The 12,343-nt window shown below is 54.4% G+C and carries 26 protein-coding genes; all 26 read right to left on the bottom strand.

From position 1 onward, the window contains the following. Positions 1 to 8: 8 nt before the first annotated feature. Positions 9 to 122, bottom strand: a complete 114-nt coding sequence (gene rpmJ / locus HRF49_04290) for a 50S ribosomal protein L36 (protein MEP0813868.1) — start codon at positions 120 to 122, stop codon at positions 9 to 11. Positions 123 to 131: 9 nt separating this feature from the next. Beyond that, positions 132 to 350, bottom strand: a complete 219-nt coding sequence (infA, locus tag HRF49_04295) for a translation initiation factor IF-1 (protein ID MEP0813869.1) — start codon at positions 348 to 350, stop codon at positions 132 to 134. Positions 351 to 352: 2 nt separating this feature from the next. Continuing rightward, positions 353 to 1,150: a type I methionyl aminopeptidase gene (gene map, locus HRF49_04300; protein ID MEP0813870.1), complete on the bottom strand. Its 798-nt coding sequence runs from the start codon at positions 1,148 to 1,150 to the stop codon at positions 353 to 355. After that, positions 1,147 to 1,791 carry a nucleoside monophosphate kinase gene (locus tag HRF49_04305; GenBank protein MEP0813871.1) on the bottom strand — a complete coding sequence of 215 codons (645 nt, stop codon included), beginning with the start codon at positions 1,789 to 1,791 and terminating at the stop codon, positions 1,147 to 1,149. Before HRF49_04305 ends, map begins: the two co-directional genes overlap by 4 nt. Next, positions 1,788 to 3,080: a preprotein translocase subunit SecY gene (gene secY / locus HRF49_04310; GenBank protein MEP0813872.1), complete on the bottom strand. Its 1,293-nt coding sequence runs from the start codon at positions 3,078 to 3,080 to the stop codon at positions 1,788 to 1,790. Before secY ends, HRF49_04305 begins: the two co-directional genes overlap by 4 nt. Then, a complete protein-coding gene (gene rplO, locus HRF49_04315) occupies positions 3,080 to 3,544 on the bottom strand; it encodes a 50S ribosomal protein L15 (protein MEP0813873.1) in 465 nt (154 codons plus the stop codon). Before rplO ends, secY begins: the two co-directional genes overlap by 1 nt. Positions 3,545 to 3,547: 3 nt before the next feature. After that, positions 3,548 to 4,162 carry a 30S ribosomal protein S5 gene (gene rpsE, locus HRF49_04320; GenBank protein MEP0813874.1) on the bottom strand — a complete coding sequence of 205 codons (615 nt, stop codon included), beginning with the start codon at positions 4,160 to 4,162 and terminating at the stop codon, positions 3,548 to 3,550. Between the two features lie 8 nt (positions 4,163 to 4,170). Further along, positions 4,171 to 4,539, bottom strand: coding sequence for a 50S ribosomal protein L18 (locus HRF49_04325; GenBank protein ID MEP0813875.1), 369 nt, complete (start codon positions 4,537 to 4,539; stop codon positions 4,171 to 4,173). Positions 4,540 to 4,549: 10 nt separating this feature from the next. Further along, a complete protein-coding gene (gene rplF / locus HRF49_04330; GenBank protein ID MEP0813876.1) occupies positions 4,550 to 5,119 on the bottom strand; it encodes a 50S ribosomal protein L6 in 570 nt (189 codons plus the stop codon). A 10-nt stretch (positions 5,120 to 5,129) separates the two neighbouring features. Next, a complete protein-coding gene (rpsH, locus tag HRF49_04335; protein MEP0813877.1) occupies positions 5,130 to 5,549 on the bottom strand; it encodes a 30S ribosomal protein S8 in 420 nt (139 codons plus the stop codon). Positions 5,550 to 5,558: 9 nt separating this feature from the next. Then, positions 5,559 to 5,744: a type Z 30S ribosomal protein S14 gene (locus HRF49_04340; protein ID MEP0813878.1), complete on the bottom strand. Its 186-nt coding sequence runs from the start codon at positions 5,742 to 5,744 to the stop codon at positions 5,559 to 5,561. Between the two features lie 8 nt (positions 5,745 to 5,752). Continuing rightward, positions 5,753 to 6,328, bottom strand: coding sequence for a 50S ribosomal protein L5 (gene rplE / locus HRF49_04345; GenBank protein ID MEP0813879.1), 576 nt, complete (start codon positions 6,326 to 6,328; stop codon positions 5,753 to 5,755). Positions 6,329 to 6,334: 6 nt separating this feature from the next. After that, complete coding sequence (rplX, locus tag HRF49_04350; protein MEP0813880.1) at positions 6,335 to 6,652, bottom strand: 50S ribosomal protein L24; 318 nt, start codon at positions 6,650 to 6,652, stop codon at positions 6,335 to 6,337. Further along, a complete protein-coding gene (gene rplN / locus HRF49_04355; protein ID MEP0813881.1) occupies positions 6,653 to 7,024 on the bottom strand; it encodes a 50S ribosomal protein L14 in 372 nt (123 codons plus the stop codon). Further along, on the bottom strand, positions 7,017 to 7,280 hold the full coding sequence (rpsQ, locus tag HRF49_04360; GenBank protein ID MEP0813882.1) for a 30S ribosomal protein S17: 264 nt from the start codon (positions 7,278 to 7,280) through the stop codon (positions 7,017 to 7,019). The genes rplN and rpsQ overlap by 8 nt, the downstream gene beginning before the upstream one ends. A 1-nt stretch (position 7,281) precedes the next feature. Continuing rightward, positions 7,282 to 7,479, bottom strand: a complete 198-nt coding sequence (gene rpmC / locus HRF49_04365; protein MEP0813883.1) for a 50S ribosomal protein L29 — start codon at positions 7,477 to 7,479, stop codon at positions 7,282 to 7,284. 2 nt (positions 7,480 to 7,481) lie between these two features. Continuing rightward, positions 7,482 to 7,895, bottom strand: coding sequence for a 50S ribosomal protein L16 (gene rplP / locus HRF49_04370; protein ID MEP0813884.1), 414 nt, complete (start codon positions 7,893 to 7,895; stop codon positions 7,482 to 7,484). Then, positions 7,896 to 8,582: a 30S ribosomal protein S3 gene (gene rpsC / locus HRF49_04375; GenBank protein ID MEP0813885.1), complete on the bottom strand. Its 687-nt coding sequence runs from the start codon at positions 8,580 to 8,582 to the stop codon at positions 7,896 to 7,898. A gap of 1 nt (position 8,583) precedes the next feature. Then, on the bottom strand, positions 8,584 to 8,946 hold the full coding sequence (gene rplV / locus HRF49_04380; protein ID MEP0813886.1) for a 50S ribosomal protein L22: 363 nt from the start codon (positions 8,944 to 8,946) through the stop codon (positions 8,584 to 8,586). A 3-nt stretch (positions 8,947 to 8,949) separates the two neighbouring features. After that, on the bottom strand, positions 8,950 to 9,240 hold the full coding sequence (gene rpsS, locus HRF49_04385) for a 30S ribosomal protein S19 (protein MEP0813887.1): 291 nt from the start codon (positions 9,238 to 9,240) through the stop codon (positions 8,950 to 8,952). Next, positions 9,240 to 10,076, bottom strand: coding sequence for a 50S ribosomal protein L2 (rplB, locus tag HRF49_04390; GenBank protein MEP0813888.1), 837 nt, complete (start codon positions 10,074 to 10,076; stop codon positions 9,240 to 9,242). The genes rpsS and rplB overlap by 1 nt, the downstream gene beginning before the upstream one ends. Position 10,077: 1 nt before the next feature. Then, positions 10,078 to 10,374 carry a 50S ribosomal protein L23 gene (gene rplW, locus HRF49_04395; protein ID MEP0813889.1) on the bottom strand — a complete coding sequence of 99 codons (297 nt, stop codon included), beginning with the start codon at positions 10,372 to 10,374 and terminating at the stop codon, positions 10,078 to 10,080. After that, on the bottom strand, positions 10,367 to 11,056 hold the full coding sequence (gene rplD, locus HRF49_04400; protein MEP0813890.1) for a 50S ribosomal protein L4: 690 nt from the start codon (positions 11,054 to 11,056) through the stop codon (positions 10,367 to 10,369). Before rplD ends, rplW begins: the two co-directional genes overlap by 8 nt. Continuing rightward, a complete protein-coding gene (gene rplC / locus HRF49_04405) occupies positions 11,057 to 11,878 on the bottom strand; it encodes a 50S ribosomal protein L3 (GenBank protein MEP0813891.1) in 822 nt (273 codons plus the stop codon). Between the two features lie 50 nt (positions 11,879 to 11,928). Next, positions 11,929 to 12,234: a 30S ribosomal protein S10 gene (gene rpsJ, locus HRF49_04410; protein ID MEP0813892.1), complete on the bottom strand. Its 306-nt coding sequence runs from the start codon at positions 12,232 to 12,234 to the stop codon at positions 11,929 to 11,931. A 9-nt stretch (positions 12,235 to 12,243) separates the two neighbouring features. Then, positions 12,244 to 12,343 (bottom strand): hypothetical protein (locus HRF49_04415; GenBank protein ID MEP0813893.1); only part of this gene is annotated, 100 nt, incomplete at its 5' end.

Below are 12,343 nucleotides of genomic sequence, written 5' to 3' on the forward strand. Positions count from 1 at the left end.
AACTCCTTCTAACCCTGCCGTTGCTTGTGCTTGGGATTTTTGCAAATCACGTACACGCGACCGCGGCGCTTGATCACCTGACAGTCCTTGCACATCCTTCTTACCGATGCTCGCACCTTCATGTTCGACACCTACTTGTAGCGGTAAACAATCCGCCCTTTGTTGAGGTCGTACGGCGATAACTCGACCTTCACTCTGTCTCCTGGAAGAATCCGGATGAAATACATCCTGATTTTTCCAGATACATAGCCGAGAATCTCGTATCCCTCTTTGATAGACACCTTAAACATTCCGTTCGGAAGCGCTTCCTTGACAATCCCTTCGACAACGATTACGTCTTCCTTTCCCAAGTTCAGCTCCTTGCCCTCGCTCCGAAATACTCCAGAGCCACTTCGTCGCCCGTGCGTGTGAGCACCACAGGCCTGCCGTCCCAGACTGCCACCGTGTGCTCGAAATGCGCCGCAAGCGAGCCGTCCAACGTCCTGAATGTCCAGCCGTCCGACGCGCAATAAATGCGCTCCGTCCCAATCGCCGCCATTGGCTCGATTGCAAGAACCATACCGTTTCGAAGCCGCATATCTTCTTCGGGAACGGGAAAGTTGTAAACCGTCGGGGGCTCGTGTTGGGCGAATCCCACGCCGTGACCTGTTAAATCGCGAATCACCTTATACCCGGAAGACTGAATCCTGTGTGAAATCGCACGACCGATATCGGTCAGATACGAGTTCGCCTCGGTCGCACGGATTCCATCCTCCAGCGCCTGCTTCGTCACATCCAGAAGCCGCTCAGCCTCTTCCGAAATCAAACCCACGGGGTATGTGCGCGCCGAATCGCTGAAGTAACCGCCCAAGTTCGCGCCGACATCAACTTTCAAAATATCACCCTCGCGCAGCACCTTGGAGCCCGGTATTCCATGCACGATTTCATCGTTCACAGATAAACACAACGTGGCAGGAAATCCGCGGTAACCCTTGAAAGACGGCGTCGCACCATGCTTGATTATGAACTGCTCCGCCCAAGCATCCAGCTCCGCCGTCGTCACTCCGGTATCAATGCGCTCCTCGATCTCGTCGAGCAAAGCCGCAACTATGCGGCAGGATGCAAAGATCCCTTCCAAGTCGCTCCGTGATTTGATTCGAGGATCCGTCATTCCAGCTTCAATCGCTCCACAAGCTCTTTTTCGATCTCTTCGATGCTTCGCCCGGCGTCGACCTCGCAGAGCTTGCCTTCGGCGCGGTACTTTTCCAAAATCGGTTCGGTCTCGCGCTGGTAAACCCGAAACCGTTTCATCAGAACAGCCTCGTTGTCGTCCGGACGCTGAACCAAATCAGTTCCATCATCGTCGCAGATACCCGGTTGAGCCGGCGAAGCGTATAACAGGTTGTAAACCCTGCCGCAGCTGGGGCAATACCTGCGGTTGACTATTCTACGAATAAGGGCGCGCTCGTCCATTCTGAAGTAAACAACGCAATCGAGAACTTTGCCCTGTGATGCAAGCACTTCGTCGAGAAGTATCGCCTGCTCGGGAGAACGGGGAAATCCGTCCAAAATAGTGTTTTGCTCCGGATTCTCTTTGAGCTGCTTGTCCACCACCATTCGAATGATCGGAAGTGGGACCAGCTCGCCTTTATTCGTGAAAGTCTTAATCGTTTTGCCCAAACTAGATCCGCTTTCGATCTCGTCGCGAAGGGTGCGGCCCATGTCGAAATGACGCAAGCCGTGCGAGGCCGCAAGCCTTGCGGCCTGCGTGCCCTTTCCACACCCCGGAGGACCGAGAAAAACGGAAATCATGCCTTTGTGAACCCCGTATAGTGCCTCATTACAAGATGGGCCTGAAGCTGCTGCACAGTGTCGAGCGCGACGCCGACGACGATCAACAAGCTCGTTCCGCCCAGCCAGAAACTGGTGATCCCGGTGATTTGGTTGACGAGATATGGCAATACCGAAATTATCGCTAGCGCGAACGCCCCGAAAAATGTGACGCGGTGAAGCACTTTGTCCAGAAACTCGAAAGTAGGTTTGCCGGGACGTATACCCGGGATGAATCCTCCGTTCTTTTTCAGGTTGTTCGAGATATCTTCCGTATTGAAGGTAATCGCTGTGTATACGAACGTGAACAGAATTATTAACACGAATTCGACCGCGACGTATAAAAACGACTGCTGGAATTTAGCGATGAGAGATTGGAATGTCGGATTGGAAATGAAGCTCGAGATGGTGGAAGGAATCAACAAAATCGATGTCGCGAAAATAATCGGGATGACGCCCGCCTGCAACACGCGGATTGGAAGGTAGGTGCTTTGGCCGCCGTAAATTTTGCGACCTACCTGCCGCCGTGCGTAGTGAATCGGTATCTTTCGCACAGCAAGCTGGACGTATACAACTCCTGCAACGATGATTACGCAGAATATCGCGAACACGACCAAATTGAAAATCCGGTCCTGATCCTTGCTGACTGAAATGAACTCCTGCGCCAGCATCAGCGGGATTCTGTTGATGATTCCGATGGTGATTATAAGCGAAACGCCGTTTCCGATTCCGTGTTTGGTTATTTCGTCGCCGAGGAACATAAGGAACATCGTTCCGGCGACGACGCTCGCCAAGAGGACAATGAAATGAAGCAACCGCTGCGCAAACGGCCCTGATCCGACAAGCAAAGAGCCTTGCTGGATTGTCATTATCAGCCCGGTTCCTTGCAAAAAGGCAAGAACGACGGTCAGCCATCTCGTATAGCGGCCGATGATGCGCTGGCCCATCTCGCCTTCCTGCTGAATCTCCTTGAGCTGCGGGTAAATGGCGACCAGCAACTGCATCATTATGGACGCGTTGATGTAGGGCATAATCCCCAGCGCGAAAATCGAAAAGCGCTTCAGGGCGCCGCCGCCGAAAACGTCCAGCAAATCGAACAACCCGCCGCCGCCGGTTTGGAAAAACCTGTCCACGTACGCCTGGTCCATTCCGGGAGCCGGAATGTGGGTGCCTACAACGAAAATCAGCAGACCCCAAACGACGTAATAGAGCCTCTTTTTGAGGTCGGGAACGTTCCAAGCGCTCGCGATTTGCTGCTGAATGGAGGACATTACTCGATTACCTCGCAACTTCCGCCCGCGGCCTCGATCTTCGCCTTGGCGGAATCGCTGAATGCATGGGCTTTGAAAACAAGCGGACGGGCAATCTCACCTTCGCCGAGGATTTTGACCCTGGTTTTGGCAAGGTCATCGAGCAACCCCGACTGCACGAGGAAACTCAAATTGATTTCGGTTCCGTCCGGAACATCTGCAAACCTGTCGAGGTTGAACACCACGGTTTTAATCTTTTTCAGGGATGAAAAGCCATCCATCTTCGGCAAGTGGCGGACGAGCGGAGTTTGGCCGCCCTCAAACCTTGGGCGCGCTGCATTGCCGCTTCGGGACTTCTGGCCGGTCTGGCCGCGGCCGCACTTGTGCCCTTGTCCGGCAGAGATGCCGCGCCCGACCCTCTTGCGTTTTTTGAGCCGGCTTGGATGCCTGGGCAAATTGAAAACGGTAACGTTCGCTTCAGTCATCGCTTACTCCTCTGCCCCGTCCGAAACTTCATCGCCAGCGCCCTTTTCATTTGCGCCGGCGGCTGTGAAAGCCTGCGTGACATTGGCGATTTCATCGTCGGCATCGCCTTCGACCGCCTTGCGCTTACTCAACGCCTCCTTCCGGGAAGTCAGCGACTGGAGCGCTTGAAACGCAGCCTTAGCGCAATTCATCTGATTGTTCGAGCCATGAAACTTGGCCGAAACATCGGATATGCCCGCGAGCTTGAGGATAACCCTTGCCGGTCCTCCCGCAATTACGCCTGTACCTTCACGCGCCGGCTTCATCAAAATGGTAGTGGCGCAGAAATGTTCCAAAATCTCATGCGGAATCGTGGTGCCTTTGCGCGGCACGCGTATCATCGTTTTCTTCGCCTCATCCGCGCCCTTCCGGATGGCGTCCAACACTTCGCTTGCCTTGCCAATGCCCAATCCAACCTTGCTTTCACCGTCGCCGACCGCCACGAGCGCGCTGAATCCGAACTTGCGCCCGCCTTTGACGACTTTGGCAACGCGATTGATGAATATCACTTCTTCGCGCAGACCGTCGTCGCGCTGCTCCGGCTTTCTTTCTTGATCTCGACGCGAATCCTTACGCATTCTAGCTCCTATATTGCGAGGCCGGCTTCGCGCGCCGCCTCGCACAACGCCTTGACACGGCCGTGATACTTATTGCCGCCTCTGTCGAAAACGGCACGATTAATGCCCGCCGCCATCGCTTTTTCCGCTATCTTTTTGCCAACCAATACCGCCTGCTCGGTTTTTTTCTTCCCTTTAACAGCATCCTTGAGTTCGGGGTCAATCGTCGCCGCGCATGCAAGCGTTGTACCGGTCGCGTCGTCGATGAGTTGCACAGAAATATGTCTCAAGCTGCGGAACACCGCGAGCCTCGGACGCTCGGAAGTGCCGCTGAGCTTCTTGCGGAGCCGCTCCCGGCGAAGAATCCTTCTCGATTTGCGATCTACAACCGTAAACATTTTTTCACCTCTACGCCCCGCTCTTTCCGGCTTTGGTTCGAACTTTTTCACCCTTGTAGCGGATGCCCTTGTTCTCGTCTTGGCCGCCCTTCGCACGGTAGTGTTCGGGGGGCTTGATTCGCCGGATTTGATCCGCGAAATGGCCAACCCAGAGCTTGTCGATTCCGCTGACCGAAATTGTTGCAAGCTTGTTTGAAACCTGCTTCACCTCAACCTTCACGCGATCGTCAAACGGAATGTAAACGGGATGCGACAGCCCGACGAACAGCTCGACGGACTTTCCCTTAAGCGCTGCCTTGTAGCCTTGACCGTGAAGCTCAAGGTTTTTGACAAAACCCTCGGAAACACCCGTTACATTGTTTGCAGTAATTGCGCGCGCGGTGCCATGCAATGCGCGAACATTTCTTTCGTCGCTCGACCTTGCGAACGTGATGACACCGTCGCTTATGTCGCACTTGATGCAGTCAGGGACTTCGTACGAAAGCTCGCCTTTTGGGCCCGCCACCTTAAGCGAGCGGCCATCAAGAACGGCCTTCACTCCGGCCGGCAACTTCACAGGTTTGGTTCCAATACGGGACATTGAATTTCACCTACCAAACGTTGCAGATAATCTCCCCACCCCAACGGTTCTTGCGGGCGACGCGGTCGCTCACTACCCCGTTCGATGTGGTCAGGATCGCCACGCCAATGCCGCTCTTGACGCTTGGGATTCTGTCTGCGGGTACGTACACGCGGCGACCAGGCGTGCTTACGCGGGTAACTCCCGCGAGAACAGGCGAGCGCCGCTCGTTATCCAGATAACGCAGGATAACCTTAAGCCTGCGATGCTGGCCTGAACCGGGGACTTTGGGCGTAATTATCTCAAATCCGCTGATGAATCCTTCATCCTTTAGGATTTCAGCGATTTTCACCTTCAGCTTGGAAAGAGGCACTTCAATAAATGCCTTTTTCGACTTCGCGCCGTTCTTGAGCATATTCAGGAAATCGGCAATGGGATCTGTCTGGCTCATTTTTCACCTCTACCAGCTTGACTTGGTGATGCCCGGGATAATTCCCTCCAGGGCATATTTACGAAGGCAGCAGCGGCAGATTTTGAAGTAACGGTAGTACGACCTGGGCCGGCCGCACACGAGGCAGCGGTTGTGCCGCCTGACCTCGAACTTCGGCTTGCGCTGCGATTTGTTGATCATCGATTTTTTCGCCATTTGTTACCTCAGCTTACCCGCTCTACAACTTTGAAATCATGGAACGGCATTCCAAGCTTCTTCAAAAGGCACGAAGCCTGGTAGTCGTCCGGCGCGGACGTGACAATAGTCACACTTACGCCTTTCAAAAACTCCACCTGATCGAAAACAATTTCCGGAAAAACGAGTTGGTCCTTGAATCCAATGCTCAAGTTTCCGCGGCCGTCAAAGCGTTTGACCGATATGCCTTGAAAATCGCGGACTCTGGGCAGAACCATGTTCAGGAGCTTGTCCAGGAAGTGCCACATCTTTTGGCCGCGAAGCGTGCAGCTTGCGCCGATAGGATGGCCTTCCCGGATTTTGAAATTCGATATCGATTTGCGCGCTCTAGTCACAACCGGCTTCTGCCCGGAAATGGCGGAAAGCGTTTTGACTGCGCTTTCGAGCGCTTTCGGATTTTGGTAGCCCTCTCCCACGCCGATATTGAGCACAATTTTTTCAACGCGCGGCACCATCATGATGTTGGGCAGATCAAGCTCGCGTTGCAACTCCGACCGCATCGTCTGATCGTACGCTTCCTTCAACCTGTTTTTGGGCAGTGCCATCTCTTTCTATGCCTCGAAAATCTCGTTTGTGGTACGGCTGAACCGAACCCACTTGCCATCCACCAGTTTTCGCCCCAACTTGTCAGGCTTATTGGTGCGCGGATTCACGAACTGAAGATTGGACAAGTCGACGGGCATTGCGACATCGATAATTCCTCCCGGCTTGCGCAGGTTGGGGTTGGGCTTCTGGTGCTTCTTGTAAACGTTCACGCCCTCGACGATTGCCATACCTTTCTTTGATTTCAATTCAACAATCTTGCCTTTTTTTCCGCGATCTTTGCCCTTTAAAACCAGGACTGTATCGCCTTTCTTCAAAAGCGTCATTTAGAGCACCTCCGGCGCAAGAGAGATGATCTTCATGAATGCCTTGTCGCGCAGTTCGCGCGCCACCGGTCCGAAGACACGATTGCCTTTCGGATTCAATGTCGCCGGATCGATAATAACAACGGCATTCTCATCAAATCGAATGCTCGAACCGTCGCGCCTGTGAATCGGAAACTTGGTGCGGACGACTACCGCCTTGACTACGTCGCCCTTTTTAATTTCCTTGCGCGGGGTTGCAACCTTAACGCTCCCGACGATTATGTCGCCGATTGATGCCGTCTTCTTGTTGCCGCGGCCTACGGTTTTAATCACGAGCAGTTGCTTCGCGCCGGAGTTGTCGGCAACGTTCACACGGGTGTTGGCACTAAGCATTGCCTTCGCCTCCTGTGCCTCGTTCGACCACTTCCAGCAGCTGCCAATTCTTGCACTTGGAAATCGGACGGGCTTCGATAATCTTGACGATGTCGCCTTCTTTTGCCGATTCCTCTGAATCGTGCGCCATGTACTTCTTGCGCACGCGTATGACCTTTTTGTATAGAGGATGCTGCTTCTGACGCTCAACCTGGACCACGATGCTTTTCTGCATCTTGTCCGAAACCACAACGCCCTGAATTATTCTCTTAGGCATTTCAGGCCTCCCCTCCCGCCTTGGATGTCAATGCGGTCAGCGCCCTTGCGATTTCCTTTCGAATCTGGCGCAAGCGGCGATAATTTTCCAGTTTCCCGGACGCCTGCTGGAATCGCAGATTGAACAGCTCGCTCTTAAGCTCCCTTAAGCGCGTCCTGATTTCGGTCGAATCCAGCTTTGCGAATTCCGATTTGGCCATAGCTATATCGCCTCCCGCTTGACTATCTTCGTTTTGACCGGGAGCTTGGTTCCCGCAACGTACAGCGCCTTATTGACCAAATCCAGCGTAGGGCACACGACCTCGAACATTATCCTGCCGGGCTTCACAACCGCCACGTAGCCCTCGTTCGCACCCTTGCCGCTGCCCATTCTTGTTTCGGCGGGCTTCTTGGAATACGGCTTATCGGGAAAAATACGGATCCAAAGCTTTCCGTTCTTTTTGATCTTTCGGTTGATCGCCACGCGCGCGCTTTCAATCTGGTTCGCGGTAATCCAGCCGGGTTCGAGCGCCATAAGTCCGTAATCGCCAAAGCTTACGTTCGAGCCGCGCAGGCTCTTCCCGCGCATCCTTCCACGCTGTGATTTCCTATACTTGGTTCTACTTGGAGTAAGCATTTACTTGCCAACCTCCGCCTTGATGGAAGAAAGCTCCGGCTTCGGCTTCGGTCTGGGAAGCTCCTCGCCCGTGAAAACCCAAACTTTCACGCCAATGCTTCCATATATCGTCGCCGCATGCCCTGACGCGTAATTGATTTTCGCGCGCAAAGTGTGAAGCGGAATGCGGCCGCGCAAATACCATTCTCTGCGGCACATTTCCGCGCCGTTCAACCGGCCCGCAACCATCAGCTTGACGCCTTTTGCGCCGGCTTGTTCGCAGCGCTTGAGCGTTTGCCTGAGTACACGGCGGAAATTGATACGCCGTTCGAGTTGCTGAATCACGTTTTCCATGACTACGCGCGCGTTGAGATCCGGATGGGTTTCCTCGTAAAAGTCGAGGTGGATATCGTCCTTGATCTTCAGTTTGTCGATCAACGCCTGCTTGAGTTCGTCGCGCCTTGTCGCACCCTTTCCGACAGCAATTCCCATGCGGACAACCCAGACATTGATGATCACCCGGCCCGGATAACGCTTGATCTCGATACGCGACGGCTGCGCGTTGCGCAATTCTTTTTCAAGATATCTGCGGATCTTGATGTCCTGCACAAGATTGTCGCCAAAGTTCTTTTTCGGAGCGTACCAAAGCGCGTCCCAGCTGTCTACCGTCTGAAGACGCAAGCATTTCGGATGTGTTTTCTGACCCATACTAGGCCTCGCCTCCTTCGGCGTCGCTCGGCTCAAACTCGTCCAGAACGATGGTTACGTGCGAAGAGCGCTTTAAAATAGGACCCGGCCTTCCGCGCGCGCGCGCCCTGAACCGCTTCATCCTCGGGCCGTCGTCGACAAGCACCGTTCTTACAAATAAGTTTTCGCGCTCCAGTCCATGATTGTTCTCGCCGTTTGAGACCGCGCTTTTAAGCACGCGCGCAAGCGCCTGGCACGTCGGCGACGGCTGCACAAGCAGAATGGATTCGGCGGCCTCGACACGCTTGCCCTTGATGAGCTGCGCGAACCTTCGTATTTTAAGAGGGCTTGTGCGTAGGAATTTGTGAATCGCCTGTACCTGCATCGCTTACCTCCTCGCTCCCTTGTCGGCGCGCTTCTCGGACTTGGCGTGCGAGCGGAAGGTTCGAGTCGGAGCAAACTCTCCCAGCTTGTGGCCGACAAGTTCCTCGGTCACGAAAACGGGAAGGAATTTCTTTCCGTTGTGTACCTCAATGGTCAATCCAATCATATCCGGCGTGATCGTGCAGGAACGCGACCAAGTCCTAATGGGGCGCTTGTCACCCGTCTCCTGCGACTTTCTAACCTTAGCGGCAAGCTTTTCGTCGATGAAGGGTCCTTTCTTTGTCGAGCGGCTCATTAGTTCTTGCTCCTTCTATCCTTGACGAGATGAGCCTTGGACTTGCCTTTGGGCCTCGTCCTGAAGCCTTTGGCTTTAACGCCCGTGCGGGAACACGGCGGCCGCCCGGCGCACTTGCTCCTGCCCTCGCCACCTCCGTGCGGATGGTCCACAGGGTTCATTACGGTTCCGCGGACGGTCGGGCGTATGCCCCTATGGATGTTTCGCCCCGCTTTGCCCAGCCTGACATCTTTCTGATCAATGTTGCTTACGCGTCCGATCGTGGCCATGCAGTTCTGCGGCACGTATCTTACCTCGCCGGAAGGCATTCTTATCAAAACGCTTTTGCCTTCCTTGGCCAGAATCTGCGCCTGCGTTCCGGCCGAGCGAACCATCGTTGCTCCCTGGCCGGGCCGGAGCTCGATGTTGTGCACAAATGCGCCCACCGGAATCGCCGAAAGCGGAAGCGAGTTCCCGGTTTGAATACGGACGTTCGGGCCGGAGGAAATCTTGTCCCCCACCTTCACTCCGTCCGGTGCAATGTAATAGCGCTTGGAGCCGTCCTCGAATTGGACAAGCATAATGAACGCCGTGCGATTGGGGTCGTATTCAACACTGACGACAGTCGCCTCTTCGTTCAGGCGCTCCTTGCGATGAAAGTCGATCAGCCTGTACTTGCGCTTGTTGCCGCCGCCGCGATGGGGAACTGTCACCTTGCCCTGATTGTTGCGCCCGGCGTGCTTTTTGAGGTTGCGCACAAGCGGCTTGTACGGCTCGACATCCGAAAGGACCGAATAATCCACCACGGACATCTTTCGCCTGGAAGGTGTGTAAGGTTTGTAAATTCGTATCGGCATCCTACACCGCCTCGATAATTTCCGGAATGGACTGCCCGGAAGCTAAAGTGACAATCGCCTTCCTGCGCATCGGCTCCGTGTAACGGTGCCTGCCCGCCTGTTTCTGCTTGCCGGGAAGGTTCACGATGTTGACGTCCACCACATCCACGCCGAAACGCTCGTTGACCGCGCGCTTGATGTCGATTTTGGTGGCGTTCCGGGCAACAATGAAAGTGTATTTACCCGATGCAGCGACCTCCATCGAGCGCTCCGTAATCACGGGTTTGACGAGAATGTCGGCAAAGTGGAAATCACTCATCTTCGCCGCCCTCCTTGGAAATTGCGTCCTCGAAATCGGACAAGGACAGATTTAGCGCTCCCCGGCTGGTTTTGACGCCGTCGATCATCGCTGCTGCCCTGCGCTCCGTTTCGGCAAGCGCGTCGTTTACGAAAACGATGCTCTCTGCGAGCATCATATCGCGTACGTTGAGACGGCTTGGAGATAGAAGCGCAACGTTGGCCAAATTTCTTGCGCTTCGGTTCAGCGGCGAGCTTTCGCTGCAACAAATAATCAATCGGCCGTAAAGCCCCGCTGAATCCAACATTTCGGCAACTTGCTTCGTTTTGAGCATTCCCGCGACTTCCGCCGCTTCGACGACAAATGCGGTACCGCGCGAAAGATGCCATCCAAGCGCAGAAAGCCATGCGCTGCGTCTTACCCGCTTATTGAGCTTGATTGGCCTGTAGCGTGGGCGCGGGGGATGCGCTTTGCCGCCGCCGGACATATGCGGATTGGTCATCTCGCCCTGGCGCGCCCGGCCAGTTCCTTTCTGCCTAAACCACTTTGAGCCGGTCGCATCCACCTCGGCCTTTGTTTTGACCTTTGATGTGAACCTGAAACTGTTGACCGTCTGGCGGAGGTAGGATTCCGTAATGTGGAAGTAGTTTATGGGGATTCCGTCCACGCCGGAAATCGTCTTAATCTTTTTCAGCTCAGCCAACTAATCCACCCCCTCTTCCTTTGGGGATTTCCCGGCCTCTTCGGAGCTTTCGCTTTCCCCGATAGGCTCCGAAGGCTCCTCCACGGGAGCGGAAACAAGTTCTTCGCCCAACTCCGCAGCGATGCGGGCCTCTTCTGCGACAGCTTCCTCGTAAACGACATCCTGCTGGTCAACTATGGCCTTGTCAAGTTCCTTGGTCATTTTCACCCAAACCAGCCCGCCCTTCGCCCCGGGAACAGTGCCCGACAACACTATGATGTTGTGAAGGCGGTCGTATTCGAACACCGAGAGGTTCTTGACCGTGACCTTTTCGTTGCCCATCCTTCCAGGACGGCGCGAGCCTTTGAACACGCGCGCGGGATCGGTGGCGTTGTTGCTTGCAGGTTTACGGTGGATGGTCTGGCCGTGCGTCATCCTGATGCCGCGGAAATTGTGCCTCTTCATCACACCCTGGAATCCTTTGCCTTTGCTGATTCCAGTCGCAGCGACCTCGCCCCAATATTTTAAAAATGAACTGGGTTCAAGCCTCTGACCCGCTTCCAAATTCGCTGCTTCTTCCTCGGGAAGCTTGATTTCATAAAATCTTGACAAATTCGATGAAATGCCTGCCTTCAAAAGCTGGCCTTTTACCGGCTTCGTTATGTGTTTTTCGGCGCGCTCGCTATAGCCGAGCACGAGGGCACTATAGCCGTCCCTGTGCATGGATTTTTTGCGGACGACATACACGTCGTACGGCTCCAGCACGGTGGCCGGAATCGTCGTGCCCGCCTCGTCGAACACACTCGTCATTCCCAGTTTTTTCGCAGGTATAAGGCTTAGCATTCGAATCACCACAATTTCCCGGCGAAAATTGCCGCGAAATTTGAATTTTACTAGACCTTCAGCTCAATGTCAACGCCGCTTGGCAAATCCAGCGAACTGAGGCTTTCAATCGTTTGCGCAGTTGGTTGCAGGATATCGATCATGCGTTTGTGAATGCGCATTTCGAATTGCTCGCGGCTTTTCTTGTCCACGTGCGGACTTCTGTTGACGCAAAAAACTTTGCGCTCGGTCGGCAGCGGAATTGGACCAACCAGCTTCACGCCGGTGCGCTGCGCCGTTTGCACAATGCGCTCAACCGACTGGTCCAGCACCTTGTAATCGTAACTCTTCAGCCTTATCCGTATTCTTTGAGCCATTTGGTTTCCTTACTTCAAGATCTTGGTTACGCGGCCTGCGCCGATGGTGCGTCCGCCTTCGCGGATGGCAAACCGCATCCCTTCTTCCATCGCAATCGGGTTGATCAGC

This window comes from bacterium (assembly GCA_039961635.1).
Lineage (GTDB): Bacteria > 4484-113 > 4484-113 > JAGGVC01 > JAGGVC01 > JABRWB01.

What these genes read in the sequence shown, in the direction of transcription:
- rpmJ (MEP0813868.1), bottom strand. Translation starts at nt 122, where the DNA reads ATGAAGGTGCGAGCATCGGTAAGAAGGATGTGCAAGGACTGTCAGGTG.
- map (MEP0813870.1), bottom strand. Translation starts at nt 1,150, where the DNA reads ATGACGGATCCTCGAATCAAATCACGGAGCGACTTGGAAGGGATCTTT.
- HRF49_04305 (MEP0813871.1), bottom strand. Translation starts at nt 1,791, where the DNA reads ATGATTTCCGTTTTTCTCGGTCCTCCGGGGTGTGGAAAGGGCACGCAG.
- secY (MEP0813872.1), bottom strand. Translation starts at nt 3,080, where the DNA reads ATGTCCTCCATTCAGCAGCAAATCGCGAGCGCTTGGAACGTTCCCGAC.
- rplO (MEP0813873.1), bottom strand. Translation starts at nt 3,544, where the DNA reads ATGACTGAAGCGAACGTTACCGTTTTCAATTTGCCCAGGCATCCAAGC.
- rpsE (MEP0813874.1), bottom strand. Translation starts at nt 4,162, where the DNA reads ATGCGTAAGGATTCGCGTCGAGATCAAGAAAGAAAGCCGGAGCAGCGC.
- HRF49_04325 (MEP0813875.1), bottom strand. Translation starts at nt 4,539, where the DNA reads ATGTTTACGGTTGTAGATCGCAAATCGAGAAGGATTCTTCGCCGGGAG.
- rplF (MEP0813876.1), bottom strand. Translation starts at nt 5,119, where the DNA reads ATGTCCCGTATTGGAACCAAACCTGTGAAGTTGCCGGCCGGAGTGAAG.
- rpsH (MEP0813877.1), bottom strand. Translation starts at nt 5,549, where the DNA reads ATGAGCCAGACAGATCCCATTGCCGATTTCCTGAATATGCTCAAGAAC.
- HRF49_04340 (MEP0813878.1), bottom strand. Translation starts at nt 5,744, where the DNA reads ATGGCGAAAAAATCGATGATCAACAAATCGCAGCGCAAGCCGAAGTTC.
- rplE (MEP0813879.1), bottom strand. Translation starts at nt 6,328, where the DNA reads ATGGCACTGCCCAAAAACAGGTTGAAGGAAGCGTACGATCAGACGATG.
- rplX (MEP0813880.1), bottom strand. Translation starts at nt 6,652, where the DNA reads ATGACGCTTTTGAAGAAAGGCGATACAGTCCTGGTTTTAAAGGGCAAA.
- rplN (MEP0813881.1), bottom strand. Translation starts at nt 7,024, where the DNA reads ATGCTTAGTGCCAACACCCGTGTGAACGTTGCCGACAACTCCGGCGCG.
- rpsQ (MEP0813882.1), bottom strand. Translation starts at nt 7,280, where the DNA reads ATGCCTAAGAGAATAATTCAGGGCGTTGTGGTTTCGGACAAGATGCAG.
- rpmC (MEP0813883.1), bottom strand. Translation starts at nt 7,479, where the DNA reads ATGGCCAAATCGGAATTCGCAAAGCTGGATTCGACCGAAATCAGGACG.
- rplP (MEP0813884.1), bottom strand. Translation starts at nt 7,895, where the DNA reads ATGCTTACTCCAAGTAGAACCAAGTATAGGAAATCACAGCGTGGAAGG.
- rpsC (MEP0813885.1), bottom strand. Translation starts at nt 8,582, where the DNA reads ATGGGTCAGAAAACACATCCGAAATGCTTGCGTCTTCAGACGGTAGAC.
- rplV (MEP0813886.1), bottom strand. Translation starts at nt 8,946, where the DNA reads ATGCAGGTACAGGCGATTCACAAATTCCTACGCACAAGCCCTCTTAAA.
- rpsS (MEP0813887.1), bottom strand. Translation starts at nt 9,240, where the DNA reads ATGAGCCGCTCGACAAAGAAAGGACCCTTCATCGACGAAAAGCTTGCC.
- rplB (MEP0813888.1), bottom strand. Translation starts at nt 10,076, where the DNA reads ATGCCGATACGAATTTACAAACCTTACACACCTTCCAGGCGAAAGATG.
- rplW (MEP0813889.1), bottom strand. Translation starts at nt 10,374, where the DNA reads ATGAGTGATTTCCACTTTGCCGACATTCTCGTCAAACCCGTGATTACG.
- rplC (MEP0813891.1), bottom strand. Translation starts at nt 11,878, where the DNA reads ATGCTAAGCCTTATACCTGCGAAAAAACTGGGAATGACGAGTGTGTTC.
- rpsJ (MEP0813892.1), bottom strand. Translation starts at nt 12,234, where the DNA reads ATGGCTCAAAGAATACGGATAAGGCTGAAGAGTTACGATTACAAGGTG.